This is a genomic window from Alteromonas sp. WD8-37 (assembly GCF_055326825.1).
Genome location: NZ_JBUZOV010000001.1, coordinates 1,167,189 through 1,192,438 on the forward strand (window position 1 = coordinate 1,167,189; position 25,250 = coordinate 1,192,438).

Consider the following 25,250-nt stretch of genomic DNA (forward strand, 5'->3'; position numbering starts at 1 on the left):
AATGATTGTAGATATTTCCAATATGCACGAACTGGCGTGGGATAAAATGAACAGCCTGCTGCCGGCCATGGTGCAGGATGCCGTGTCCGGCAAATTGCTGATGCAAGGCTATATGAATAAAGCTGCGTTGGAGCAAACCCTGACATCCGGCAAGGTGACATTTTTTAGCCGCTCTAAACAGCGTCTGTGGCAAAAAGGCGAAGTGTCCGGCCACACCCTGGATCTGGTCGAGCTCGGTTCTGATTGTGACCATGATGCGCTGCTGGTATTGGCACACCCCAATGGGCCCACCTGCCACACCGGTGAAGAAAGTTGCTGGTTTACCAATGATGTCAGCGACTTCACCTTTTTAGCCGACCTGGAGCGCCGGCTGGCTGCGCGCAAACATGCTGATCCAGAGTCCAGCTACACCGCTCGCTTGTATGCCAAGGGCATAAAACGCATCGCGCAAAAAGTGGGTGAAGAAGGGGTGGAGACCGCCCTGGCAGCCACTGTGCACGATAAAGAAGAGCTGAAAAATGAAGCGGCTGATTTGCTGTACCATCTGACGGTATTGCTGCAGGCCAGCGACATGTCATTGTCCGATGCCATCGCGGTACTGCGTGAGCGTCAACAATAACCGGCAGCGATGACAGGCATTCACCTCTTGTAACAAAGCCCTGCGGGGCTTTTTTTATTTGCCGCTCAACAGCGCCGACAATTTAGGCTAAGCTAAATCCACACCGTTGAATAAAGGAAAAGGATTATGCGTCAGGGATTAAGCCGCTTTTGGGCCAATAATAAAGGCATTATTGTTATCCTGGTAACCATGCTGTGTATCCGCAGTAGTCTGGCCGACTGGTATCATGTGCCCACCGGCTCCATGCTCCCCACCATTCAGGTAGGCGACCGCATATTCGTCAATAAGGCAGCCTACCGGCTCGATGTGCCCTTTACCAATATCGGCCTGACCCCCATCACCCTGCCCGCGCGCGGCGATATTGTAGTATTTGACAGTCAACAGGCAGATGTACGGCTGATCAAGCGAGTCATCGGCCTGCCCGGGGATACCGTGTCGCTACACAATAACCAGTTGAAAATAAACGGCCAGCCCCTAGATTATGAACCGGATCAGGACCAGATTCTGCTTGAACAACTGGACAATGCACCGCACCAGATCCAGCTGACCGGCCCCACCAATAAGTTCAGCAATTTTCGTCAGGTTAAGGTGCCGGCAGACCACTTGCTGGTTCTGGGTGATAATCGCAACCACAGCGCTGACTCACGGGTCTACGGCTTTGTGCCGGTGAATGAACTGGCTGGCAAAGCGTTAAGCGTAATTGTGTCCTTTGACCGCGAAAACTATTACCTGCCGCGCTCCAACCGTTACCTGCAACCACTGATTTAAAAAATTTTGCAAAATTTCTCTTGAAAAGCTTTTGACTGCTCCTATATAGGAATTGTCGGCGCTGAAGTATCAGGCCGGCAAGACCGCCGCCGCAAAGTCGGGGCACAACAATTTACATATTGCTTTTTAATGAGGATATGACCATGCGTACTATCGATCTATCTCCCTTATACCGTTCATTCATTGGTTCGGACCGTCTGGCTTCTTTAATTGATGCCGCCAGCCATGCTGACAGCCAAAGCACCTATCCGCCTTACAACATTGAATTGTTGGGCGATGACCAGTATCAGATTTCTATGGCTGTGGCCGGATTTGGCCGCGATGACATCACCATTGAAGCGCAGGACAATAGCCTGACTGTACAAGGCAACAAGCCGGCCAGTGATGACGACAAATCGCGTAAGTTTTTGCATAAAGGCATTTCCGAGCGCAATTTCAGCCGCCGTTTTCAATTAGGTGACCATGTTAAAGTTACCGGTGCTGAAATGGCCGATGGCCTGCTCCATATTAACCTTGAGCGGATCATCCCGGAAGCCAAAAAACCACGCAAAATTGAAATTGGCAGTCGGTTGCTGGAAGACCAAAGCTCCCAGCGCGATACCGACAGCGAATAATTCCTGTATTGCAGGGGCCACGGCCCCTGCTCTTTTAAGATTGCCGCTTGTTGCGGGATCTCATTTAACCATATTGCTTAATAAAGGATATGCTCATGCGTACAATTGATTTTTCACCCCTTTATCGCTCATTCATTGGCTCAGACCGGCTTGCGTCACTGGTAGAAAGTGCCCGTTTGGCTGATAGCCAAAGCACTTTTCCTCCTTACAATATTGAATTGTTGGGTGAAGACAAATATCAGATTTCAATGGCAGTGGCTGGCTTCAGTCGCGACGAAATTACTCTGGAAAGCCGTGAAAACACGCTCACTGTAACGGGTGAAAAGCCGTCCGATGATAAAGATGCTTCGCGCAAATTTTTGCACAAGGGGATTAGCCAGAAAAACTTTAGCCGCCGCTTTCAATTGGGCGACCATGTGAAAGTGTCCGGCGCAGCCATGACCGATGGCCTGTTACATATTCAACTTGAACGGGTGGTACCTGAGTCGAAAAAGCCACGTAAAGTCGACATTACCAGCCGCTAAATAAACCGGATGCGGGCTGTTTCCCTGGCAGCCTGCTACCTCTTTAATCTGCTTGCTTATTGGTAGCTGCTTAAGCTGATACTCGCTTAGTTCGCACAAGATACGTGTATAGCCAGCCTCCCTCTTATCACCAGCCATTTACTGCCACCGTCTTTAATACATTCGCCCAGGACTGAATCCACACAAATTTTGCTCAGCCAATCGTTGCCAGCGACTGCCTACATCATGCAAATCGGCGGTCAGGCCCTCTCGATGATCCACGGTAATCGCCGCCGGCGTCATCACACTGCCATCACTGTCGAGCTGAAAATACTCAGACACATATTCGCTAAGCAGCACCCGCTGCGGGAACCGTACATCGGTTAAGCGAATGCGGGTCACTGCACGAAAACGCGCTTGTTTATCTTCAATCTGCAACAACGCCTTGTAGTATTTGCCCCGCTCAAGTTGAGACTGCGAAAAATTATTCAGCAGATAAGCGAGCGCGCCGTAAGACAGGGTTTCGCGCTGCAATAAAAAGGTGTGAATAGCATATTTATCCGGCGCCGGGCCCATGCCCACCGAATACACCTGTTGCTGCTGTAGTTGCTGTAAATAATCGGCACCCACTTCGCTATAACTGCTTAATGCATCAGTATTGATATGCACATTGTAATCGCTGATGCGGGCAGCCTGGATGTCAAACAAGCGTACATCCGGGGTCAGTGCATCTTCTTCTTTTTCAGTTAACCCTACCGGCTGGCAGCGGTCACTGATGACATAATAGTACTCGCCGGATTCGATGGCGGCTACTGGCCGCCAGGCCAGTAGACACCCCATGACAATTAGCATTACTCTCATCTGACTGACAGGTCCTGATGTGCGGGTAAAGGCTGCATGGTAGAGCAGCCCATGGCCCATGACCAGTAAAATCAACCTTACACATTTTATAACCTTTTGTTACTGATTAACTTTCGTACGGGATTGCCAAGGCCGGTAAAACAGTGGTATTGATTAAAAGAACAGCGATTGCTGTAAACAACAAGAAAATAAGGAAATTCCATGAAACTCACTGTTAGACCTTGTGCGCTGGCTGTCACCCTGGGGTTACTGGGTGTCTCTGCCTCTTCTTCCACCTTTGCATTGCAATCCGAACAAACCGAGCAGTCTGCCAATAACGACGTTGAGCGTATTTCCGTGACCGGTTCCCGCATCAAACGAACCGACATGGAAGGGCCTTCGCCGATCCAAAGTATTGATGCCAGCATGATTGAAGGCATGGGCTATGAAAATCTGCAGCAACTGCTGGAGCGGATGCCTTCTACCGGCGCGGGGACATTCTCCACCCGCAATAACAGCCAGGATTCTACCGCCAACGGCGCGGCGGCTGTTTCGTTACGCGGCATGGGCCCGGATGCCACCCTGGTGCTGATTAACGGTCGTCGGGTCGCCATCAGCGCCTTTGCCGAAAGCATCACCAATTCATTTGTTGATATTAACTCTATTCCGGTGTCGGCCATTGAGCGTATTGATATCTTAAAAGACGGCGCCTCAGCCATCTACGGCTCAGACGCGGTGGCCGGGGTGGTTAACGTCATTTTGAAAAAAGATTTTGATGGCCTGGAAGTCAATGTGGGCTATGGCGGCACTACCGGCCCCAGCTATGATGAAACCACAGCCAATATGGTATGGGGTAACCAGTCAAGCAAAGCCAGCTCCACGGTCATCCTGGATTATTTCAAAAACAGTCGACTGGGGGCCTACGAACTGGGCCGCTTCGGCACAGCTAACCAAACGCCATATGGCGGCAATGATTTTCGCTCTTCACGCGGCTACCCGGGGTATTTTTATGTCGACGGGGTCAAAACCATCGACCCGGACTGTCCGCCGGAAAATGCTACTGCATCGGGCAGTTGTTTATTCGACTACGGCCCCTTCGGCCTGACCATTCCTGCCGCTGAGCGGGTTGGCCTGATTGGCCAGTTTGATTACAAACTGGATAGCGACCTGACAGCTTTTATGGAAGTGGCGGTACAGCACAATACCTCAGAAGCTGGCGGTGCGGCGACCCCCTTGGATGAAGATGCCGGCCTGACTGCGCCGGGTACCCATCCCAATAACCCCTTTGGTCAGGATGTGGATATTGGCCGCTACCGCCCGGTAGATGCCGGCCCGCGCCGCTGGGACATTGAAACCAATACCTTGCGCTTTGTAGCTGGTCTGCGCGGTGAGCTGGGCGATTATGCTTGGGAAGCAGCCGTACAAAAAGGCCGTAGTAAGTCTGAGCAAACCGGTAATCAGTCACAGGGCTGGGTGCGGGTTGACCGCTTACAGGAACAAATCAACCTGGGCAACTATAACCCCTTCGGCGGAGTGGTTAACCCGGACGAAGTGATTGATGAGATCACCACCAGTCTGGTACGTCGTGGTGAGTCGCGCATGACCAGTGCCGAAGCGCATATCACGGGCGAGGCTTTTGCATTTAACAACGATATGGTCATGATGGCTGCCGGGGTGGAATACCGTGAGGAGCAGGTAGAGGATATTCCTGATATTCAGTTCCAGCGCGGGCTTATCTTTGGTACCGAATCAGTCCAGGCTCAGGCTGAGCGTGACCAGTATGCGGCGTACCTGGAATTATCCATTCCCCTGTTAGATGAACTGGAATTACAACTGGCCGGTCGCTATGACCACTACAGTGATTTTGGCAGCACCACTAATCCGAAGATTGCCTTACGCTGGGCGCCGAATGATGCAGTGACAGTGCGCGGTTCCTGGGCCCAGGGCTTCAGAGCGCCGTCACTGGCCCAGGTAGGTTTGGGGCCGTCCGAAAAAAGTGTATTCTTTGTTGATCGCTACCGCTGTGAAGCCACCGGTCTGGACTGTGAATCACTGGATTACAATATCCAGTTTTCCGGTAACCCTAACCTGGAAGCAGAGGAGTCAGAGTCCTGGAACGTGGGTGTCATTTGGGCCCCGATTCAGGAAGTGGGCCTGAGTGTGGATGTATGGAGCATCACTCAGGATAATAAAATTGACGAGCAACAATTTGGTCTGGTGTATGACGCTGAATGTAACGACCAAAGCAGCACAGTGTGTGTCCGCTTGCAACCGCAAGAAGGCGAGTCACTGGGCGTGATCCAGAAAATCTTTAATACCTATCAGAATGTGTCCTCGCAGGAAGCCTCTGGGGTCGACTTTAGTGCCAACTACAACATGGCGCTGAACAACTATGGTAACTTGCGCTTCAATCTGGACTGGACATATCTGACCAATTTCGAACGTGACGAACTGGACTTTACCGGCGAGTACCGTTATCCGGAAAATCGCTGGTTGTTTGGTACCACCTGGATGCTCAATAACTTTGATGCCAACCTGAACATCAGTTATATCGGCGAGTTTGAAGATACGCCAGATATCAACTTTGACGGGGTGCTGGATTTTGAAGAAAACACCTCGCGGACGGTAGATTCCCAAATTCTGGTCGATGTGCAGGCCGGGTACAACTTTACCGACAATTTACGCCTGGTGCTGGGTGCTAACAACCTGTTGGACGAAGAACCACCCTTTGCCATCGGGGACGGTGACAGCGATCTGTACGGATATGTGGGCAGCGTGCACAACCCGCGTGGCCGCTTTGTGTATACCAAGCTGACCATGCGCTTCTAACAAACGCTCTCTATCGCATTGAAACTAACAGGCCGGCATTTGCTGGCCTGTTTTGTTACCACCCATTGACTCGCGACCATCGCTCACTGATAGTCTGGTTATCCTGGGTAACATGGTACTGGTCAAACTGGCCGCCAGTAGCACAGGCATGCACCGGTAAAATACGTAATGGTTGCCCAAACGCAAACTGTGGCAGGTCGGGCATCGCGCCATCACGGTGAACAATCACCCCATGCTCCTGATTGGTATGCTTTACATACCAGCCATCCAGTAAGTGACCGTTGATGTCACAGACCAGGCCATAACCACAATCGCGCGGTTGTGACGCTGTGCCGGTATCTCGCGACAGTGCCATCCAGCCGGCATCCACCAGCACCCAGCCCTTGTCAGCCTGATGCCCGATGACTGTGGTTACCACACTCATTGCAATGTCCTGATAGCAGCACACACCCAGCCCGGCCATCACACAGTCGAAGGTGGCATAAACCCCGGCTCGTAATTCAGTGACTCCGGCATAATCAATCCCGGATAATACGGTGGGTGTTGAGCCGGCGGAGATCATGGTTACGGCATGGCCCTGCTTGCGTAGTCGGGCTGCAGCAATCACCGCTTGGTCGCATTCTTGTTGCGCCATATGCTGTCGGCCCTCTTCATCAAAACACTGATAAGAGGCGCCGGCATGAGTCATTACCCCAACCAACACCAGATTAGATGCCTCTGCAATACACTGAGCGATCTGCAGCAAAACTGGATCCTCTGCACCAATGCCGGCCCGGTGCCCATCGGCATCAATCTCTACCGCCACAGCCAGCGATTTATGCAGCCGGTTGGCCTGGCCAGCTAATGCTTCGGCTGCCGGCAGGCTGTCTATAATCACTGTCAGCTGTACACCGTTTACCAGCAGCTCGTTAATTGCATCCAGTTTATTGGGCGTCATTCCGACGGCGTAAAGAATGTCGGAATACCCAGCTTCGGCAAAGGCTCGCGCCTCGGCTAACGTCGAGACCGTGATGGGCATTGGCGCAGGCGCGTATAAACGCGCTGCTTCCAGGCTTTTAAGGGTTTTGACATGGGGGCGCAGACTGACACCGGCGGTATCTGCCACCGCGGCAACCCGCGCAGCATTGCGGATAAGTTTAGTCTCATCAATCAGGCAGTAAGGGGTAATTGGTTGGCTCAGCTTCACGGTTACACCACGGTATAGTGGATCATGTAAAGATTCGCGCAGCATAAAAACAGCATGGCAAAAAAGGTCAACAGCATGCCGACTACCCTCTGCCAGCTGGCGCCGGTGTGATGACGCAGACCATAGGCATGAATGATACGGCCAAATAGCAAACTGGCGGCGCCCACATGCAATATCCACTGAATGCCGCTCAGGCTTTCCAGACAGGCTAACAGGATCAGGGTGATGGGCACATATTCACTAAAATTTCCGTGCGCCCGATTGAGCTTTTCCAGCTCGGGATTATCACCGGTGCCCAGGCTGATTTGCTCTCGTCGGCGTACACTGATAACCACAACGGATAAATAAAGGTAGCACAAGCCCAGTAAGCTGGCATAAAACGCAGTAACGGGCAGACTCATACCCAATCTCCCTGTAATAAAAAGCGCAGGCTAATACAGCCGTCGCGCATCAATAATAGTTATATACCACAAAATAAAAAAGGCCGCATCGCGACCTTTTGTGGGCTTATCCGGTTTAGCCGAGGAGTTGATTTAACTTCTGGCTAACCTCATCGACGGGCTTGGTCCCGTCCAGTTTATGATATTCGCAATTGCCGGCTTCGGCTTCTGCGGCATAGTAGCCCACCAGCGGTTTGGTTTGCTCATGGTATACGCCCAGACGATGACGCACTGTTTCTTCTTTATCGTCGTCACGAATGATCAGGTCTTCACCCGTTTCATTGTCCACGCCTTCATTTTTTGGCGGGTTGTATACCACGTGATAAACGCGGCCAGAAGCAGGATGAACCCGGCGGCCACCCATACGCTCAACAATAACATCATCCGGTACATCAAACTCTAAGACGTGGTCAATCTTGATGCCGGCATCCTTCATGGCATCTGCCTGCGGAATGGTACGCGGAAAACCATCCAGCAAAAAGCCGTCTTTACAATCATCTTGCGCAATGCGCTCTTTTACCAGGCCAATGATGATATCGTCAGACACCAATTTTCCTTCGTCCATCACACGCTTTGCCTGCATGCCCAGGTCTGTCCCCTGCTTGATCGCTGAACGCAGCATATCACCGGTCGAGATTTGAGGAATGCCAAATTTGCCCATCAGATACTGAGCCTGGGTTCCTTTACCGGCACCTGGTGCGCCTAGAAGAATGATTCGCATTGTGCGCTCTCCGCTTTATATTTTAAACTTTCGGCACTTTACACATTCAATCTGAATGTGACAAGACCGATAAGCGCTTAAGGCCGCAGAAAGCCTACTTAAATGTCTCGAACATGGGCCTAAATTGTCAGCAATTATGAACGCCCGCCCTGCCCGGTTCCAGTGTCAGGTGCTTTGATGACTAAGGTAAAACCATGATGAAAGAGAGAAAGTCACGCTTTTTGCGTAGTTCATAAAAAAAGCGGGCTCAAAGCCCGCTTTTTTCGCATTTTAGTAATCAGTTGATTACCGAGCCATTTTCAATAGCAAGTCGTTCAGGTTGCGCACAAAGCTTGATGGATCTTTAAGGCTACCTTGTTCAGACAAGGCGGCTTGATCAAACAGCACATGTGACCATTGATTAAACAACGCCTCGTCCTGCACATCTGCCAGCATTTTCACCAGGCTGTGTTCAGGATTCAGTTCAAAATGATACTTCACGTCCGGTACCTTTTGCCCGGCAGCCTGCATCAGCTTCATCATCTGTGTGGTCATGCCGTTTTCGTCAGCCACAATCACAGCCGGTGAATCGGTCAGACGGTGAGTAAATTTCACATCCACCACTTTGTCACCCAAGGCGGTTTTCACCCGCTCGGCTACACCGGCCACTTCTTTTTCGGCTTCTTCCTGCGCTTTTTTGGTTTCTTCGTCGTCCATGTCACCCAGGTCTAAGTCACCTTTGGAGATTGACTGGAATGACTTTTCGTCAAATTCTGTCAGGTGCGACATCAGCCACTCGTCAATGCGCTCGCCCATCAGCAGCACTTCGATGCCTTTCTTACGGAAGATCTCCAGGTGCGGGCTGGTTTTGGCAGCCTGATAGCTATCAGCGGTGACGTAATAGATTTTTTCCTGACCGTCTTTCATGCGACCGATGTAATCGGCCAGCGATACAGTCTGGGCATCGCTGTCAGCATGGGTCGAAGAGAAGCGCAGCAAGCCGGCAATTTTCTCACGGTTGCTGTAATCTTCTGCCGGACCTTCTTTAAGCACGTTGCCAAACTCATTCCAGAATGACTGGTATTTGTCGGCATCGTTTTTGGCCATTTTTTCCAGCATGCTCAGCACACGCTTGGTACAACCCTGACGCAATGCCTGGGTAATTTTGTTGTCCTGCAGAATTTCGCGCGACACATTCAGCGGCAAGTCATTGGAATCAACCAGGCCTTTCACGAAGCGCAGATAGGTCGGCATAAACTGTTCGGCGTCGTCCATGATAAAGACGCGCTGAACATACAATTTCAGACCGTGGTTCTGGTCGCGATTCCACATATCAAACGGCGCTTTAGCCGGAATGTACAACAGGCTGGTGTATTCGGTTTTACCTTCCACCTTGTTGTGCGCCCAGGTCAGCGGGTCGGCAAAATCGTGGGAAATATGCTTGTAGAATTCTTTGTATTCGTCTTCGCTGATTTCAGATTTTTCGCGGGTCCACAGTGCGGTGGCCTTGTTGATCACTTCCCACTGGGCTGGCTCGGCCGGAATTTTTTCACCATCGGGGCCATCACGCTCAGGCACTTCTTCTTTGTACATCTGCACCGGAATGCTGATGTGATCAGAATATTTATTTACGATAGAGCGCAGTCGCCAGTCATCAACATATTCTTTTTCGTCTTCGCGCATGTGCAGCACAATTTCAGTGCCACGGGCAGGCTTGTTAATCTGCGCGATGGTGAATTCGCCTTCACCGTCAGACACCCACTCTACCCCATCTTCGGCGCTGGCACCGGCGGCACGGGTGCGTACAGTCACTTTGTCGGCCACGATAAAGGCAGAGTAAAATCCTACCCCGAACTGGCCGATAAGCTGAGAATCTTTGGCAGAGTCGCCAGACAGTTTACTGAAGAAATCCTTGGTGCCGGATTTAGCGATAGTACCCAGATTCGCAATCACTTCATCACGGGTCATACCGATACCATTGTCGGTTACGGTAACCGTACCGGCTTCTTTATCGACGCTGATGCGTACATGCAGATCGCCATCGTTTTCGTACAGGCTATCATTTTCCAGTGCACGAAAGCGTAATTTATCTGCCGCATCGGCCGCGTTAGATACCAGTTCGCGTAAAAAGATTTCTTTGTTGGAATACAAAGAGTGGATCATCAGACTCAAAAGCTGTTTTACTTCGGTCTGAAAACCATGGGTTTCTTGTTGGGCTGCTTCAGCCATAAACCAGAGTCTCCTAGTTAACTGCAACGAAATTCAAACAGAAAAGTAGGGGCTGAACTGGTGCTTTTCAACGGCTGAATGAAAAAAATTCAATCCAGCCGGCAAATACTATAACCGGCGACGGCCGGAAAAGGCGTGGGTCAGGGTGTTGCCATCGATATATTCCAGCTCTCCGCCTACCGGCACACCGTGGGCAATCCGACTGGCTGCGATGGAAAACTGATTACACAGCTGACTAATATAGTGGGCGGTTGCCTCGCCTTCCACCGTCGGGTTGGTGGCCAGGATCACCTCACTGATTTCTTCTTGCTGCAGGCGCTGCTCCAGCTCAACCAGGCCAATATCCGACGGCCCGGTACCATCAATCGGCGACAGATGCCCCATCAGAACAAAATACATGCCCTGATACGACGAGGTTTGCTCAATGGCCAGCACATCCTGCGGGCTTTCCACGATACACAATAGGCCGCTGGAATTACGCTGCGGATGCCGGCAGATTTCACACACCGTTTCTTCAGTAAAGGTACGGCAGCGCTCGCAATGCCGGATTTGTTCCATGGCATTGTGTAGCACGGCACTTAATTGCAACGCGCCTTCGCGATTGCGCTCCAGCAAACTAAAGGCCATACGCTGAGCACTTTTATTACCGACCCCCGGCAAGCAGGTCAGTGCACTAATCAATTCGCTTAACAACGGGCTGTATTTCATGGCAAATGGGTCCACAGGTTAATGCATGGCTGGCCGCCTCATGGGCGAGGAGTTTAAAGATTACGCAGTGGTATGTGCTGCACGGTCGCCACTACCGCTTTGTGCTGCGTATCCTACATCGTTTGTCTGAATTTCGCCATGGATCCTGCATACCGGGACTATGTGGACTATTTAATACTCTGTTGAGCAGGGTCTGGCAACGGCTGCCAGATAAGCTATGTTGAAAGTATAGAGATAATAAGTTTGCAGGGGATCTGGCCGGCGTATTTCCGGCGTATACGTCTTTTTTATCAGATAACAGGGCAACTAACCCACGAAAGAGGAGTAAGTCGTATCTTGTGGTTTCTACACCCCCATAGCAGTTTCACGGCTGCTACTCAGATAAACGATTTGGCCTGATGGTAGATTTAAACGGAATTCCACGGGCCACGCCGCTGGCAAGATGGCGGCATCGCCGTTTTGTTGGCCAACAGCACCGGCGGGACAAATACAACCAACAGCGATTGGGTCTGGATACATTTTCGCAAGACTGGCAACGGTTACTTTCAGGTCGCGCCATTTCCTGGCCAGTTCGCCGCATTTGGATATTGTGGCTTCAGGGTGAAACGCAGGCCCCGCCCCTCGTTTCCCGGTGCATCGAAAGCTGGCGTAATTTGAATCCGGGCTGGAAGATAGAGGTTCTTGACGAACAAAGCCTCGCTGATTGGATTGAGCTGCCGGCATTTCCTGCCGGCACCAGCCTGAATCATAAAGCCAATATTATCCGGCTGCGCCTGCTGGTCCGCTATGGCGGCGTATGGACAGATGCCACCACACTGTGTCTGCGCCCGCTGGACGATTGGATAGGTTACACCCACACCAGCGGGATGTTTGCCTTTGCCCGGCCGCAGCCGGTGCGTTCACTGGCTAACTGGTTTATTGCTTCCACGCCAGGCGCTACACTAACCGAAGCGTGGCGTCGCTGGAGCGAAATTTATGTACTGTCAGCAAAGCAGCCGCAGTCGTATTTTTGGTCACACCACACTTTTGACTGGTTGTTGACGCGAAGCCCGCAGTTAAGAGAGCTGTGGCGACAGACCCCTCAGGTTTCTGCGCGAGGCCCACATGTGTTTCAACGGCTGCTCGACGGCCACCTCAAGGCAGCAGAGATTCCGTCCCCAACAGCGTTGGCAGATATACCGCTGGCCAAGCTAAATCACAAAAAAGGCTACACGGTAGACGCTGTGGATGGTTTGCTGGCTGACAATAAACTCATCCTGCCCGGCCAATCCCCATGCGTCTAACGTATGCACGCCATTGGGCAGAGGCACTAATAATGCCTGCCTCCCCTTTTGCAGCTGGCATTTCACAACCTTTGCTGGAAGGTCAGCACAGTGTTCAGTCTGTTTTTTGAAATAAATACATCTGTCGGCCGCCGTCGTCCAGCGATGTAACCACGATTTTTTCACCGTCCGGACTGGGGCATGGATGAAGGTCGCAACGATACTCCCCGTTTCTAGGTTTGTGATTGTAGAATGTTGCAATTTTTTCTCGCTCACCGGTGGGTTCATGATAGGTGAACAGATCAATAGTTTCCCGGTATGGCGTATCGAAGATAAACTGCTCGGGATTATCTGGAAAATGGCGGATATGAACATTGTGGTCAATCAGTGCAGGTGCCATTTGCTGGAGCCTTTTACCACCACCCGGCGCATCTTCGTACAGATACACGCCGTTTTCTTTCCAAAAATACAGGCGGGTGTTATCCAGCCATATTACGTGGGAGGTGGCATGCTCTAGCAGCCGCAAATCCTTTCCATCGGTACCACAGGTTAGGCTACAGCCCATGCTATCGTTCCACTTGCGGGTAAGATCCCGCGACCGGAAGCGAAGTTTAACGGTAAACCGTTTGCCGTCCGGGCTGATTTTTACATGGTTAAACCAAAATACGTAACGTCTTACTATATTGCTAAAGCGCAACCGTAAAGGCAGCCGTGACAACAAAAACTGAGCGGCATCGTTAAGCGACAATAACAGGGTTTCCTCACCAGTATTGGCATCAATTCGCCACACCCCATCGTCTTTTGGTTTTAACGATTCCATCTTGTGCTCTTGGCCACCAGCGTAGCCATAGCCCGGGCGCACATAATCGAGCCTGGCCATGTTTAAAGACAGAAAAAATTTACCGTCTGGCGCAACGGCATAGACGGGGTGAGGAAACGTTTTGGTATCGCCGGTACCTACTGAATAGTGCTTCGACACAAATCGACCATCTTGGCGATCGTTCCATATCAATGTGTCAGTTTGAGGCAGCCACTGGCTCATCGCCCCTTGCTGCCAGCTCCATGCGCTGCTCTGCCCCACGGTTTTCCATTCACGGTCCCCTTCCAGATCCATATAACCGATATCGATCTTATCTTCTGGAGTGGGGCTTTTTTCCTGAAAGGAAACACAGTGGCCAGCCAGCAGCCGGCTTGTAGAGTCGAACACAGGAATATCGTAGTAGGCATGGGAATGGAATCGGCCTGAATCACTGCCCTGTGTTAGTTGGATCTTTTCCCAGCGAGTGTTGTTATTATTGTCCGTCATTGTTATGCCTGTTGATTTGGTGCCACGTTTACGTGTTTGGTTAAATGAATAAGTCGCTTATTTGTGCAACAAAGGCTGGTAATAGTTCTTGGCTGGTATCAGGATTTGACCATGCGAGAGAGCTTGCGCGAAATACGATTGGCAAGCACATGCAATGAAAAGACCTGCAGTTGATAGCGCCATGGTAGACGCTCAGCCAGGCCGGGCTTCCGAATCGGCATTTTGTCCACCTGTATTCTTCCCTGCCCATCGATATGATTGAGTAACGCCTCTCCGTACATTTTACCGCGCTCACTCACACCGGGGGTCGCCAGCCGTTTTTTGAGACTATCAGCAAGCCGGTCTGTCCACTTGAAATGGTGAACCCGCAATGGCATTGCAAAGCGCACCCTGGCCAGGCCTATACCAGGTACCTTGCCCAGATGCCTGCCAGAAAAATAATTGACCGGGGCCTGGCCGGCCAGCGCACCATGACCGCCTATCGACAGGGGCACTCTACCCTTACACGCCATAACATTGACTGTGCCGGCGGCCCAATTACCCTCTTCGTGCTGCCTGATGGTGCACATAACATCGGCTTGAATGGGAAACTGATGCCAGATAGAGCAATCTTGCCGCACCGTCGACAATTCTCCTTGCGGCGCAATACGATCAATAAACACTCCCTGAACACAGTCCAGCTTGTTTTTGTCACAATAAGCCAGAAATGCTGTTAAATCGCCTGGAAACTCATGAAACTCATCCACATCAGCGCTGATGATCCAATCATCTGCATGCGCTACTTTTTGTTGGATTTCCCGTCTTTTTTCCCACATCGTCTGACTTGTGTAGGCGGCTATCCATACCTCTTCTGGCTGAATGCCGTACTTATCCAGCAGAGCAACAGCATCATGCATGTTTTTAGTATTATCATTTGATGCCTGGAGCACCACATGCATATTACAAGGGGCAATGCCCAGTTCACTGTAATAGGTTAAAAAATGAGGCAAGAGAGCCAAATCATGTTCAACCCCTACACAAGTGATTAATCTTATGTCAGTCATTGAGGGTCAAATCTTCTAAGTAACAGTTTAGAAAGCTATGGTGCTGAGCGATATTTTTTACTTCGTCTAGCTGACTTTGCGTCCAGGACACGCGCTGCCGACTTTTATGCAGACTCGCGGTCACTTTTGAAGCACAGTTTTCCAGGTATTCAGGAGTAGGCGCAATGTCTAAAAATTCACAAATTTTGCGTAGAACCTGTTGTGGATCCTTGCAAAAATCTTCATAAACGATATGCAGCACTTCTTCGTCGGCCAATTCATGCTGCATCTTTGCGATGGTGCTACATAAAAGTCGGTAGTCGGCAATCATATCGTCCCTGGCCGTGGCGGATATCTTGCCAGAATCCTGTTTGCTTTTTAGTTCAGCGGTAAACTTATCCTTGGATGTGTGCTGAATACGCACCTGATCATAGGTCCGGTTTTTGCGCAAAGAGAGCGTCGCGATATTGTCCAACGGATTTCGCGTCACTAAAATCCAGCGCAGTTTATCGCTTGTTGTGTTGCGAAGCTTTGTGATCAGTTCTGGGTCTTTATCGAACCAGCGAACCGCCCAGTCACCTTTTTTATCACCAATGACGGTCAGGCTGTCTGAGCACCCATGGGGCTGACGCTCCACTGAGTAACAAAAACCATTCCAGAAACGTCCATGGCGGGTAAATAGGTGGGAATTAGATTCAATCAGTCCATAAATCGAGCGTATCGATACCCCTTTATGTATCAGCCCCATTGCGTCTAATTCATGAGATACGATAGCGTTCGGGTGTGCATCCAGCAGCGAGCCAATCAAAGAGTGGCCTGAGCGGGGGAAACTTAAAAATTGCGCAAAACAACTTACCTGGTCAAAAGCATGCGGTCTGTGCAGGCTTTTCAACCGGCCTTTTACCGCCAGCTTCCACACCGGGATGTTCATATGCTTTCTTGATTTCTGATGTTGAAAAACAGGGACGCTATGTGTTGCTAACAACCAATCCTTTAACAGGCTCATAAACACGCTTCTTTATTGATGAATGAGGATGCTAACCAATACTTCACTTTCCGCTTCCTTTTTGTAGTACTAATTCCTTAGCGTGCAGTTTACAGAGGCTGTTGCAGGCGAAGTGTTTAAACGGCGCACCGCCACTGCCTGCATAATAAAGAGTTGGGTGCTTTTTGCTTCTTACAGTAAAAATAGCCATTTGGATTGATATTTATTAACAGCAAGAGGCATTGAATATCAAAGACATACCATAGCGATCACGGTTGTCTGGGATTGCTCTTGCAAAGGTGGGTAATAATGAATTTTTTGCAGTTACTTTATTCGCTCAGACACTTAGCGTTTAACCTACCAGGCATAGCGAAAACCAGGCAGGTACAAACAAATGCGTATTTTTGGTGAAAAGAAGAGCAGACTTAGGTAAGCGCTGCGGTGATGCGGGCTGTAGAAAAAGACGGCTGATGTGAACATCATCCATCGTAGAAAACAAAAAAGCTCCGGCATAGCCAGAGCTTTTAATACACGTTGCCAACCTCGCTTTGGCCATATCCGCTGTTCCCAGTGATGCAGCCGTACGGTGTTCGACGTTTTTTGCCTAAAACGGCATTTTGAAGCCTGGAGGCAGAGGCATGCCACCAGTGACGTCGCTCATTTTTTCTTTACTGGTTTCCTGTACCCGGCGCACAGCATCGTTGAATGCTGCGGCGGTCAGATCTTCCAGCATATCTTTATCATCATCCATCAGGGAGTCATCGACTTCTACCCGACGAACATTGTGATTACAGGTCATAGTCACTTTTACCATGCCCGCGCCAGCCTGGCCGGTCACTTCCAACTGGGCCAGTTCTTCCTGGACTTTTTGCATGCGCTCTTGCATTTGCTGCGCCTGCTTCATCATGTTGCCCATTCCACCTTTAAACATGTTTTTCACCCTTAATTTGTTGGCGTGCCATCAACGCGCCTGGATCGTGTCTTCTTTTACGCTGGCATTGAAGGTTTCTATCAATGTCTGAAACAGCGTATCGTTCGACACCACCGCACAGGCATGTTGATGGCGCATTTGATTAATCTGTTGTTGTAATGCAAACGGCGTGGAAGCCGGATGCCCTACCTCAATGGTCACTTGTATGTGTGCGCCCATCACACTTTTCAATGCCGCGCTTACCTGCTCAATTGCGCTCTCATTTAAAAGATGCGCCTGAGACGGGTCTAATTCAAGCATGACCGTATTATCTTTTTGACTAAAAGCCGAATGCAGTACAATTTGTTTTACCAGGCCCGCTACTGGCATCTGAGCAATCAGGTGGCTCCATTCGTCAATCTGACTGGCATCGAGCAGCTTATCCCCGTTATCCAGATAGGCTTGCAGCGTAGCAGGCATGGCAAGCGGGCCCTGGTTGCTCTGCCGTTCTGGTGATGCTGTCGCCTCTTCCGCTGGCTCATCTGGAGTAAATGGCGGCGCGGCAGCTGGCGATTTAGCGTCAATATGCGCATCAGGTTGTTTTGCATCGGTTGACCATGGCGGCACATCGGCTGCTGTATCGTCATTCAGCGGTGCAGGCTCTGCTGGTGTTGGTGCGATAGGCTCCTGCACCGGAGCAGACTCTGCTAACGCCGGGGCCGCTGGCCGCGACAGAGTCGGGCCAGCGCTTTGCGCATCAGGCTTTTTTCCGTCAGGCTTGTCCTCCGCGCGGGCCCGCTTAAGCCGCTGGCGTAATGCCACCATATCCGGCGTTACCCCTGTGGTGGCAGCCGTTTGTTGTGGTGCTGCCTGGTTTTCATCGGCGCCACCGCGCTGCTGAGCGGCTTGTTGCTCAATATCCGCCATCTGTTGAGCCAGGCGCACTTCTTCATCGTCGTCGCTAAAAAAGCTGCCTTCCATATCATAAGATGTGGGTGCCGGCTCCATCGGGGCTGTGTCCGGCTCAGACTGATTGGCTACAGGCGCACTTTGTGGCGCTGGCTCACTTAGCGCAGCAGCCGTAATCTCCGCTGGAGCCTCGCTTTTTGCTGAGGGCTCTTCGTCCGCTGAAGGCTCTTGTCCCGTTGAGATCTCTTCATCCGCTGAAGGCTCATGTCCCGCTGAGGGCTCTGCGTCCGCTGAGGGCTCTTTGCTCGCTGAGGGCTCTTTATCCGCTGAGGGCTCTTTATCCGCTGAGGGCTCTTTATCCGCTGAGGGCTCTTTATCCGCTGAGGGCTCTGTACCTCGAGCTGTGCTAGCAGATGGGGTGGCAGATGGCAGCGTGCCGGTGCTGGATAACTCGCTGATCAGTTGCTCGGGGTTTTGCTCTGGTGGCGCCGGTGCAAACGACATCATTCGCAGCAAAGCCATTTCCAGTGCACTGCGCCCGTCGATGGCATAGGGCAAATCTTTGCGGCTTTGTAAGGCTACCTGATAAAACAACTGTACCTGTTCCGGACTAAGGTGCCGGGCCAGGGTATAAATAGCCTTGGCCGAGGTTGTTTCGAGCTTACAGGCTTCAGGGATCCACTGAGTCAGCGCCACCTGATGCAGTAAGCTACTCAATTCAGCCAGCACCTGGTCATAGTCCGGAGCGTGTTGGGCAATATCATCTACCACAGCCATTACATCCTGGGCTGATTTATTCACCATCACGTGCAGCAATTTAAGCAGCTGATTACGGTCCATCAGGCCAAGCATGTCGGTAACCACAGCCTGGCGCACCTGATTATCGCCCTGTGCGATAGCCTGGTCGGTGAGGCTTAATGCATCACGCATACTGCCCTGCGCCGCCCGGGCCAACAGTGCTAATGCCGGTGCTTCGAAATCGATACTTTCCTGACCTAGAATATGTGCCAGCTGGTTACCAATTTGCTCCCGCGACAATGCTTTTAAATTGAACTGTAAACAGCGCGACAAGATGGTGACCGGTAATTTTTGCGGATCGGTGGTCGCCAGCAAAAACTTAACGTGCGGGGGCGGTTCCTCTAAAGTTTTGAGCAGCGCATTAAAGCTGTGCTTCGACAGCATGTGCACTTCGTCTATCAGGTAGACCTTGAAGCGCCCGCGAGTGGGCTTGTACTGTACATTGTCCAGCAGCTCACGAGTGTCTTCTACCTTCGTCCGCGACGCAGCATCGATTTCCAACAAGTCGACATAATTGCCCTGCTCTATCTCGCGACAGGTAGCACACTGACCACAAGGTTGCGAGCCCTGGCCTTCTTCACAGTTCAGACTTTTGGAAAAAATCCGCGCGATAGTGGTTTTTCCCACCCCGCGGGTCCCGGTAAATAAATAGGCATGATGCAATCGGTCATTATCCAGGGCATTGGCAATGGCCGTAACCACGTGCTCCTGCCCAACCAGCTCGTTAAAGCGGCCAGGGCGCCATTTGCGGGCCAATACCTGATAGCTCATGCCTTATACTCCGTGGGCTGCTTAATATTCGCAGATAGAATAGGTTTGAATATCCTGCTCGGCCAGCTTTTGCGCTGCACCTAACTCAGGCAACTCAATGATGAAGCCGGCATGGTCGACCTTGCCACCTAAGCGGCGGATCAATTTAGCTGAGGCCGCGATGGTGCCCCCGGTAGCCAGCAAATCATCGATCAATAGCACATTGTCACCTGGCGCAATCGCATCTTTATGGATCTCCAGAGTATCTGTGCCATATTCCAACTCGTAGCTTTCACTGACCACTTCCCGGGGCAGCTTATTAGGCTTACGAACCGGCACAAAGCCGACTCCCATCTCGATGGCCAGTGGCGCGCCAAACAAAAAGCCGCGGGCTTCGGTGCCGGCCACTTTATCGAATTTTACATCTTTGTATTTTTGCAGAAGTAACTCTATGCACGCGCTGAACGCTTTATGGTCTTCTAAGACACTGGTTACATCGCGAAAGATAATGCCTGGTTTGGGATAATCAGGCACAGATTTAATTACTGATTTTATATACTCAGCAGTCACAATAACGCCTTTAAAATTGTGCTGGTTAAAGCCAGAAAGTAAACCAGCCTATGATGATGTGCATGCAAGATAAAGCGACCAGAACAGCAAGAGAAGCAAGAAACCAGCGACCGCTATAGGGTTCTTTGAAGTTTTTGTCATCAGCCATGGAAGTACCTTACATTTTTGTTCACAAAAAATGGGGGTAAATGGTAATCCAATAGCACGCAAATTGACAGTTTTTCTGCCAGCGCCACCGCTAACTGGCTAGCATTCACCCGTTTTGCACATCAGCAATCATCAGTATTTGCAGGGTAAGTAGGTGACGAAGCGTATCAAAAAAGGCTGTACGTAATGCTTCAGCCCTAGTATCAGGCATCGCCGCCAGCAACCGATGAAAGAGTTCGTTAACACTTTGGGCGCTGGCACTGTTTTGCAATAAAAACGCCGTGTGCGGGTTCACCTGCAAAAACTGCACAGCGCAGGATTCCGTGCGATAGACCACATAGTAATAGGCACCCATGGCTGCAGGTAACGGGCAAAAATCCGGGCCAATTAAATGTACCGGGTATTGATAGCTGACCAGCGCAGCATGACTGGACATCTGAACCTGGCCGGGTAAAGCCGCGCCGGGTGTATAATAGCGGCCTACCTGCTGAGCACTCCGGATGCCGATATCCAGCTCAAGCCACTCATAATGGGCCAGTTCAGCCAGCCAGACTGGTAATCTGGCCTGCTCGACATCATAGTGTGATACAAAAGTGACAAACTCTTTACCGATATCACTGAAATACGGTGACTGCGCATTATGTGCCGCAAAAAATGCCCGGCCCAATGCAGTAAGCTTTTCGGCCTCCAGCACACTGTTTAGCACCGGAAAGCCGCTATGAATAAACCCCATAATGTTATTGAAAAATAATGACTGATAGATCGCTATACGGCGCTTTTCATCGGCCGATGTGGTCTCTGAGTGTTCTGGCTGGCGAATACGTCGGGCAAAATCGCGCTGAATATGTGCAGTCGTGGTCATCCTGATTTCCTGAAGTCAGCTGTTTCATTCACCCGTGCCTGGATGCGTTTGATGCGGCGCACTTCCTCAAGCAAGACGGCAATCGGCGGAATATTAAAGTCGCGTTCAAGCAAAGTTGGAAACACACCATGCTGACGATAGGCTGCTTCAAGCAACTGCCATACAGGCTCGATGACCTCCGCCCCATGGGTGTCTACTTTCAGATCGGGGGCTTCATCATAATGGCCGGCAATATGGCCATACACAATTTGACTGGACGGAAGCGCCGCTAAAAAGGCGTATGGGTCATAATTATGATTGATACTGTTAACGTACAGATTGTTCACATCAAGCAGCATATTGCAGCCACTGCGTGCCAAAATAGCCTGTAAAAATTCCAGTTCACTCATCTGTGCACCAGGCGCCAGGTAATAAGATACATTTTCCAGTACCAGAGGCTGTTGCAAAATATCCTGTACCTGACCAATTCGTGTACACACGTGGTCCACCGCTTCTGAGGTAAACGGGATAGGCATCAGATCATACATATGCCCGCCGGCAGAGCAGTAACTGAGATGCTCGCTGTACAGGCAGATATTATGTGTTTGCAAAAATGCTTTTATGGCGTGCACTAACTGGCGATCCAGCGTGTCATAGCTACCGATCGACAGCGATAACCCGTGACTGGTAAAAACCCCTTGTTGGGTGCAGCGCGCCAGCTGTGCTGCATACTTACCGCCTAATGGGATCCAGTTTTCCGGGGCCACTTCCCAAAAATCGACTTCCGGCGGAAGCTCTGGCAATACTTCACCCAGCATTTCCCGCCGTAAGCCCAGGCCCGCGCCATGTAGTCGACTCACTCGCTTACCCCTTCACCCCAGGTATATTTAAGATGCAAAGATAAAAATGAGGCATCCATGACAGAAATTTATCCCTTATCAACTTTTATTTGCCTTTGCCACATTTGTCTTTCATGTGCGCTTTGTCACCACCGCATTTTCCCTCGCCGCATTTACCTTCTCTTTCAGCTTTATCCCCGCCGCATTTGCCCTCACCGCATTTGCCTTCTTTTACAGCTTTATCACCGCCGCATTTACCTTCGCCGCACTTGCCTTCTTTTTCAGCTTTGTCGCCACCACATTTGCCATCAATGCATTTGGCTTCTTTTTCAGCTTTGTCGCCACCGCACTTGCCTTCACCACACTTCCCTTCTTTGTCGCTTTTTTTACCGCCACAAGAGCCTTCTGCGACAAACTGGGAGTAGCCGGATTCTAGTTGCTGCATCGAAAACGGATTGGTTTCAGCCAGTGCCGGGCCTGCTGACAATGCACCAATAACCACTGCGCCTAACGCACTTTTAAGCATAGGGGATTTACAATCGCTCATTTTAATATCCTCGTTGGATCAATAGGTAGACGGTGACAGCTCGCACCTATTAGTACAGACCCTGCCAGAGCAGTATCTCTTTCAGCTTTTTAACAATTTTTTAATAAACACCCTGGTATCAATGCTAATGATTCAGGTCTTCGCCGAGTAAATACAAAAAAGGCTCTGAAACAATATCCAGAGCCTTTGGTTTTATTGAGAGCCTTCAGCGTTGCTCGAGAGCCTTCAGCTTTGGTCGAGAGCCCTTTGCGTTGCTCTAGCTTTTAGCGTTATGCTTCGTCAGGTTGGAGATTATCGACAACCTGCTGCGCATCAAAGGCATTGCCGCCAGCAGGCTTTGCACCACGGCCCATCTCAAAGTTGATTATGCTTTCAATCTCACTTTGCTGAGATCCTCCAACAAAAATACCGGTCTCAAATTGTGATGTTGGATAACGCGACGTGCGGCAACTGAGCACACCACAGTCGGTCACGGTAGCATAGCGCCGACTAAAGCCAACCTGAGGCGACACCTGGACTTCTTCTTCATCTACCAACGTTTCACGTTCGGTAACATTAAACCACTCATATCCCTGCTTAAGCGTTAGCTCTGCGGCACGTAGCATTGCATAGTCCATCGCTTTGCGTTTGTCTGAGCCTCTGGCTTTGAAATGCACACGATATTGCGTATCACTTAACTGGCTATCGGTGTATCCATAGCCACCATTTTCTGCTGCCCGATAAGCTGGCTTACTGGCACAGCCGGCCAGGCTAATTAGCACAGTGAACAGTAAGAAAGTTTTCTTCACAGGTCGCTCCTTGTTAATCTGCATCTAATAGCAGCCGGTCTGGGCCATCTGCTCGACCGAACCACATTTGTAATTGTTGATACATTGCTATGTTCAATCTAGCTCAGCAAGGCTTGTGCCAGTGGCGCTTGGAATGCTCTACAGGTCACTGTCCACCGGTGTTTATGGCATCTCTGAATTCAGTTTGGGCTACCAGGCAGGTAGTCAAATATATAGAAAAATAGTAAAAAAGTAGCAAATATGGAACACGCCATCGCCTTTTACTGATAACGTAAGATCGATGAATTTTTAAGGAAATGTTATGCGATATCTGCTGTTACTCATGATGCTATTGCCAAGCATTAGCGCACACAGTGCAACTGTTTATCTAACCCGCCATTATGAAAAAGCCCCCGGCCAGGATCCAGCACTGACTGAGCGCGGCAAGGCTCGGGCACACGCTCTGGCTGAATATTTATCGGATAAAAAGATAGAAAAAGTTTACTCGACTAACTATCAGCGTACGTTACAAACCGGTGAACCCGTAGCAAAGCAAAACGCCATTGAAGTCATTCGGTATGCGCCAGACGAGCTTCAGGCGATGGCTAAAATAGCCCGAAAGAGTCAGCAGAATATCTTGATCGTTGGTCATAGCAACACCACCCCGGAACTTATAAGTCAGCTTGGGGGACCGAACGTAACCATTAGCGAATCTGATTACGGTACCTTGTATGAAATTACTTTTTCTGATTCAGAGCCACAATTTATTCGTCACGAGATAACGTTCCCCTAGTCGAGAATTCACACGCTAGCTGGTTTGACCTATCATGTACTGTTTTTTGAAGCACCCTAAGTACTGTGGGAGATCGCGGTTTTCACCGCGATGACGGGTTATTTGTCATTCAGGCTATAAAATATAGTCATTCCGGCCCAAGCCGGAATCTCCTTGGGATATTCCCATGCCAGCCCTGTCCTCTTGTTATTTGAGACACTCTAAGTACTGCAGGAGATCGCGGTTTTCACCGCGATGACGGGGATTTTTGTCACCCCGGCTATTAATAACAGTCGTCCCGGCCCAAGCCGGAGTCTCCTTGGGATACTCCCATGCCAGCCCTGTCCTCTTGTTATTTGAGAGACTCTAAGTACTGCAGGAGATCGCGGTTTTCACCGCGATGACGGGGATTTTTGTTAACCCGGCTATAAATAATAGTCGTCCTGGCGCCGGCCGGGATCTCCCTGGGCTACTGCCATGGGCTGCCATGCACGCTTCATATTTGAGGCACCCTAAGTACTGTGGGAGATCGCGGTTTTCACCGCGATGACGGGGATTTTTGTCACCCCGGCTATTAATAACAGTCGTCCCGGCGTAAGCCGGGACCTCCTTGGGATACTGCCATGGCCAACCCCGTCCTCTTGTTATTTGAGACACTCTAAGTACTGCAGGAGATCGCGGTTTTCACCGCGATGACGGGGATTTTTGTTAACCCGGCTATTAATAACAGTCATTCCGGCCCAAGCCGGAATCTCCTTGGGATACTGCCATGGCCAACCCCGTCCTCTTGTTATTTGAGACACTCTAAGTACTGCAGGAGATCGCGGTTTTCACCGCGATGACGGGGATTTTTGTTAACCCGGCTATAAATAATAGTCGTCATGGCGCCGGCCGGGATCTCCCTGGGCTACTGCCATGGGCTGCCATGCACGCTTCATATTTGAGGCACCCTAAGTACTGTGGGAGATCGCGGTTTTCACCGCAATGACCGGCCTAATTTCTGGATGATACTTAGTAACAAAAAGGTGTCATTAGCTCTCACATGGGGCTGGGCCCACACTGGGCGGAGGTTGACCGAATGTCCGATGGATATTCGCAGCGACCGTAGCGGCGCGCCAGGGATGGCGCGACTGGACAATGCACCAGGGACGGGTGAGGCTCCGGTTTGCAACGCAAATTTAAGATGACTTAACGTCACCTTAAAAGGAACGAACGGGCGTACAGGACGCACGCCCTGGCACTAACTAACATGGATGTTTCCGAATGCAATGACTCAACGACCCGATGGGTTGGATGTCCACGGGTGTACGCGCAGCTTTGCTGCGCTTATACGAAAAAAGCCCACTCGAATGAGTGGGCTTTTTCGTGTAATAGGAGTCTGGCGGTGTG

The 25,250-nt window shown here is 50.6% G+C and carries 24 protein-coding genes; 7 read left to right on the forward strand and 17 right to left on the reverse strand.

The window, feature by feature from the left end:
* Position 1 precedes the first annotated feature (1 nt).
* From hisIE to ACTUJZ_RS05215, 4 genes are all read left to right on the forward strand, one after another.
* Complete coding sequence (gene hisIE / locus ACTUJZ_RS05200) at positions 2-619, forward strand: bifunctional phosphoribosyl-AMP cyclohydrolase/phosphoribosyl-ATP diphosphatase HisIE (RefSeq protein WP_463635190.1); 618 nt, start codon at positions 2-4, stop codon at positions 617-619.
* Between the two features lie 126 nt (positions 620-745).
* Complete coding sequence (gene lepB / locus ACTUJZ_RS05205; protein ID WP_463635191.1) at positions 746-1,387, forward strand: signal peptidase I; 642 nt, start codon at positions 746-748, stop codon at positions 1,385-1,387.
* A gap of 143 nt (positions 1,388-1,530) precedes the next feature.
* Positions 1,531-2,001 carry an Hsp20 family protein gene (locus ACTUJZ_RS05210; protein ID WP_463635192.1) on the forward strand — a complete coding sequence of 157 codons (471 nt, stop codon included), beginning with the start codon at positions 1,531-1,533 and terminating at the stop codon, positions 1,999-2,001.
* A gap of 95 nt (positions 2,002-2,096) precedes the next feature.
* Positions 2,097-2,525: an Hsp20 family protein gene (locus ACTUJZ_RS05215; RefSeq protein WP_463635193.1), complete on the forward strand. Its 429-nt coding sequence runs from the start codon at positions 2,097-2,099 to the stop codon at positions 2,523-2,525.
* Between the two features lie 153 nt (positions 2,526-2,678).
* Here ACTUJZ_RS05215 and ACTUJZ_RS05220 read toward each other — a convergent pair whose 3' ends face one another.
* Positions 2,679-3,365: a hypothetical protein gene (locus ACTUJZ_RS05220; RefSeq protein WP_463635194.1), complete on the reverse strand. Its 687-nt coding sequence runs from the start codon at positions 3,363-3,365 to the stop codon at positions 2,679-2,681.
* A gap of 201 nt (positions 3,366-3,566) precedes the next feature.
* On the opposite strand from ACTUJZ_RS05220, the gene ACTUJZ_RS05225 reads away from it, so the two are divergent.
* Positions 3,567-6,173 (forward strand): TonB-dependent receptor, encoded by a 2,607-nt coding sequence (locus ACTUJZ_RS05225; RefSeq protein ID WP_463635195.1) that lies wholly within the window; start codon positions 3,567-3,569, stop codon positions 6,171-6,173.
* A gap of 55 nt (positions 6,174-6,228) precedes the next feature.
* Here the strand turns inward: ACTUJZ_RS05225 and ACTUJZ_RS05230 are convergent, their stop codons facing one another.
* The 5 genes from ACTUJZ_RS05230 to recR all read right to left on the reverse strand — a co-directional run bounded on the left by ACTUJZ_RS05230 (position 6,229) and on the right by recR (position 11,436).
* Positions 6,229-7,404 (reverse strand): alanine racemase, encoded by a 1,176-nt coding sequence (locus ACTUJZ_RS05230; RefSeq protein ID WP_463635196.1) that lies wholly within the window; start codon positions 7,402-7,404, stop codon positions 6,229-6,231.
* Complete coding sequence (locus ACTUJZ_RS05235; protein ID WP_463635197.1) at positions 7,362-7,760, reverse strand: MAPEG family protein; 399 nt, start codon at positions 7,758-7,760, stop codon at positions 7,362-7,364. The genes ACTUJZ_RS05230 and ACTUJZ_RS05235 overlap by 43 nt, the downstream gene beginning before the upstream one ends.
* 115 nt (positions 7,761-7,875) lie before the next feature.
* Positions 7,876-8,520 (reverse strand): adenylate kinase, encoded by a 645-nt coding sequence (gene adk, locus ACTUJZ_RS05240; protein ID WP_463635198.1) that lies wholly within the window; start codon positions 8,518-8,520, stop codon positions 7,876-7,878.
* A gap of 285 nt (positions 8,521-8,805) precedes the next feature.
* Entirely contained in the window at positions 8,806-10,728 is a 1,923-nt protein-coding gene (htpG, locus tag ACTUJZ_RS05245; protein WP_463635199.1) for a molecular chaperone HtpG, read from the reverse strand.
* A 108-nt stretch (positions 10,729-10,836) separates the two neighbouring features.
* A complete protein-coding gene (gene recR, locus ACTUJZ_RS05250) occupies positions 10,837-11,436 on the reverse strand; it encodes a recombination mediator RecR (protein ID WP_463635252.1) in 600 nt (199 codons plus the stop codon).
* A gap of 398 nt (positions 11,437-11,834) precedes the next feature.
* Between recR and ACTUJZ_RS05255 the strand changes: the two genes are divergently transcribed.
* Entirely contained in the window at positions 11,835-12,719 is an 885-nt protein-coding gene (locus tag ACTUJZ_RS05255; protein ID WP_463635200.1) for a capsular polysaccharide synthesis protein, read from the forward strand.
* A 94-nt stretch (positions 12,720-12,813) separates the two neighbouring features.
* Here ACTUJZ_RS05255 and ACTUJZ_RS05260 read toward each other — a convergent pair whose 3' ends face one another.
* From ACTUJZ_RS05260 to ACTUJZ_RS05310, 11 genes are all read right to left on the reverse strand, one after another.
* On the reverse strand, positions 12,814-14,004 hold the full coding sequence (locus ACTUJZ_RS05260) for a hypothetical protein (RefSeq protein ID WP_463635201.1): 1,191 nt from the start codon (positions 14,002-14,004) through the stop codon (positions 12,814-12,816).
* Positions 14,005-14,102: 98 nt separating this feature from the next.
* Positions 14,103-15,047, reverse strand: coding sequence for a glycosyltransferase family protein (locus tag ACTUJZ_RS05265; RefSeq protein WP_463635202.1), 945 nt, complete (start codon positions 15,045-15,047; stop codon positions 14,103-14,105).
* Complete coding sequence (locus tag ACTUJZ_RS05270; protein WP_463635203.1) at positions 15,040-16,032, reverse strand: sulfotransferase; 993 nt, start codon at positions 16,030-16,032, stop codon at positions 15,040-15,042. Before ACTUJZ_RS05270 ends, ACTUJZ_RS05265 begins: the two co-directional genes overlap by 8 nt.
* Positions 16,033-16,615: 583 nt before the next feature.
* The gene (locus tag ACTUJZ_RS05275; RefSeq protein WP_463635204.1) at positions 16,616-16,942 is read right to left on the reverse strand and encodes a YbaB/EbfC family nucleoid-associated protein; all 327 of its coding nucleotides are present in this window, start codon (positions 16,940-16,942) and stop codon (positions 16,616-16,618) included.
* Between the two features lie 30 nt (positions 16,943-16,972).
* Complete coding sequence (gene dnaX / locus ACTUJZ_RS05280; protein WP_463635205.1) at positions 16,973-19,399, reverse strand: DNA polymerase III subunit gamma/tau; 2,427 nt, start codon at positions 19,397-19,399, stop codon at positions 16,973-16,975.
* Positions 19,400-19,420: 21 nt separating this feature from the next.
* Complete coding sequence (gene apt / locus ACTUJZ_RS05285; protein ID WP_463635206.1) at positions 19,421-19,948, reverse strand: adenine phosphoribosyltransferase; 528 nt, start codon at positions 19,946-19,948, stop codon at positions 19,421-19,423.
* A gap of 25 nt (positions 19,949-19,973) precedes the next feature.
* A complete protein-coding gene (locus tag ACTUJZ_RS05290) occupies positions 19,974-20,096 on the reverse strand; it encodes a hypothetical protein (protein ID WP_463635207.1) in 123 nt (40 codons plus the stop codon).
* Positions 20,097-20,201: 105 nt separating this feature from the next.
* Positions 20,202-20,957 carry an HvfC family RiPP maturation protein gene (locus ACTUJZ_RS05295; protein WP_463635208.1) on the reverse strand — a complete coding sequence of 252 codons (756 nt, stop codon included), beginning with the start codon at positions 20,955-20,957 and terminating at the stop codon, positions 20,202-20,204.
* Positions 20,954-21,796 (reverse strand): HvfB family MNIO-type RiPP peptide maturase, encoded by an 843-nt coding sequence (locus ACTUJZ_RS05300; protein WP_463635209.1) that lies wholly within the window; start codon positions 21,794-21,796, stop codon positions 20,954-20,956. Before ACTUJZ_RS05300 ends, ACTUJZ_RS05295 begins: the two co-directional genes overlap by 4 nt.
* Before the next feature lie 85 nt (positions 21,797-21,881).
* A complete protein-coding gene (locus ACTUJZ_RS05305) occupies positions 21,882-22,322 on the reverse strand; it encodes an HvfA family oxazolone/thioamide-modified RiPP metallophore (protein WP_463635210.1) in 441 nt (146 codons plus the stop codon).
* Between the two features lie 269 nt (positions 22,323-22,591).
* Complete coding sequence (locus tag ACTUJZ_RS05310) at positions 22,592-23,110, reverse strand: CC0125/CC1285 family lipoprotein (protein WP_463635211.1); 519 nt, start codon at positions 23,108-23,110, stop codon at positions 22,592-22,594.
* A 301-nt stretch (positions 23,111-23,411) separates the two neighbouring features.
* Here ACTUJZ_RS05310 and ACTUJZ_RS05315 point away from each other — a divergent pair, with 301 nt between their 5' ends.
* Positions 23,412-23,882: a SixA phosphatase family protein gene (locus tag ACTUJZ_RS05315; protein ID WP_463635212.1), complete on the forward strand. Its 471-nt coding sequence runs from the start codon at positions 23,412-23,414 to the stop codon at positions 23,880-23,882.
* Positions 23,883-25,250: the final 1,368 nt, after the last annotated feature.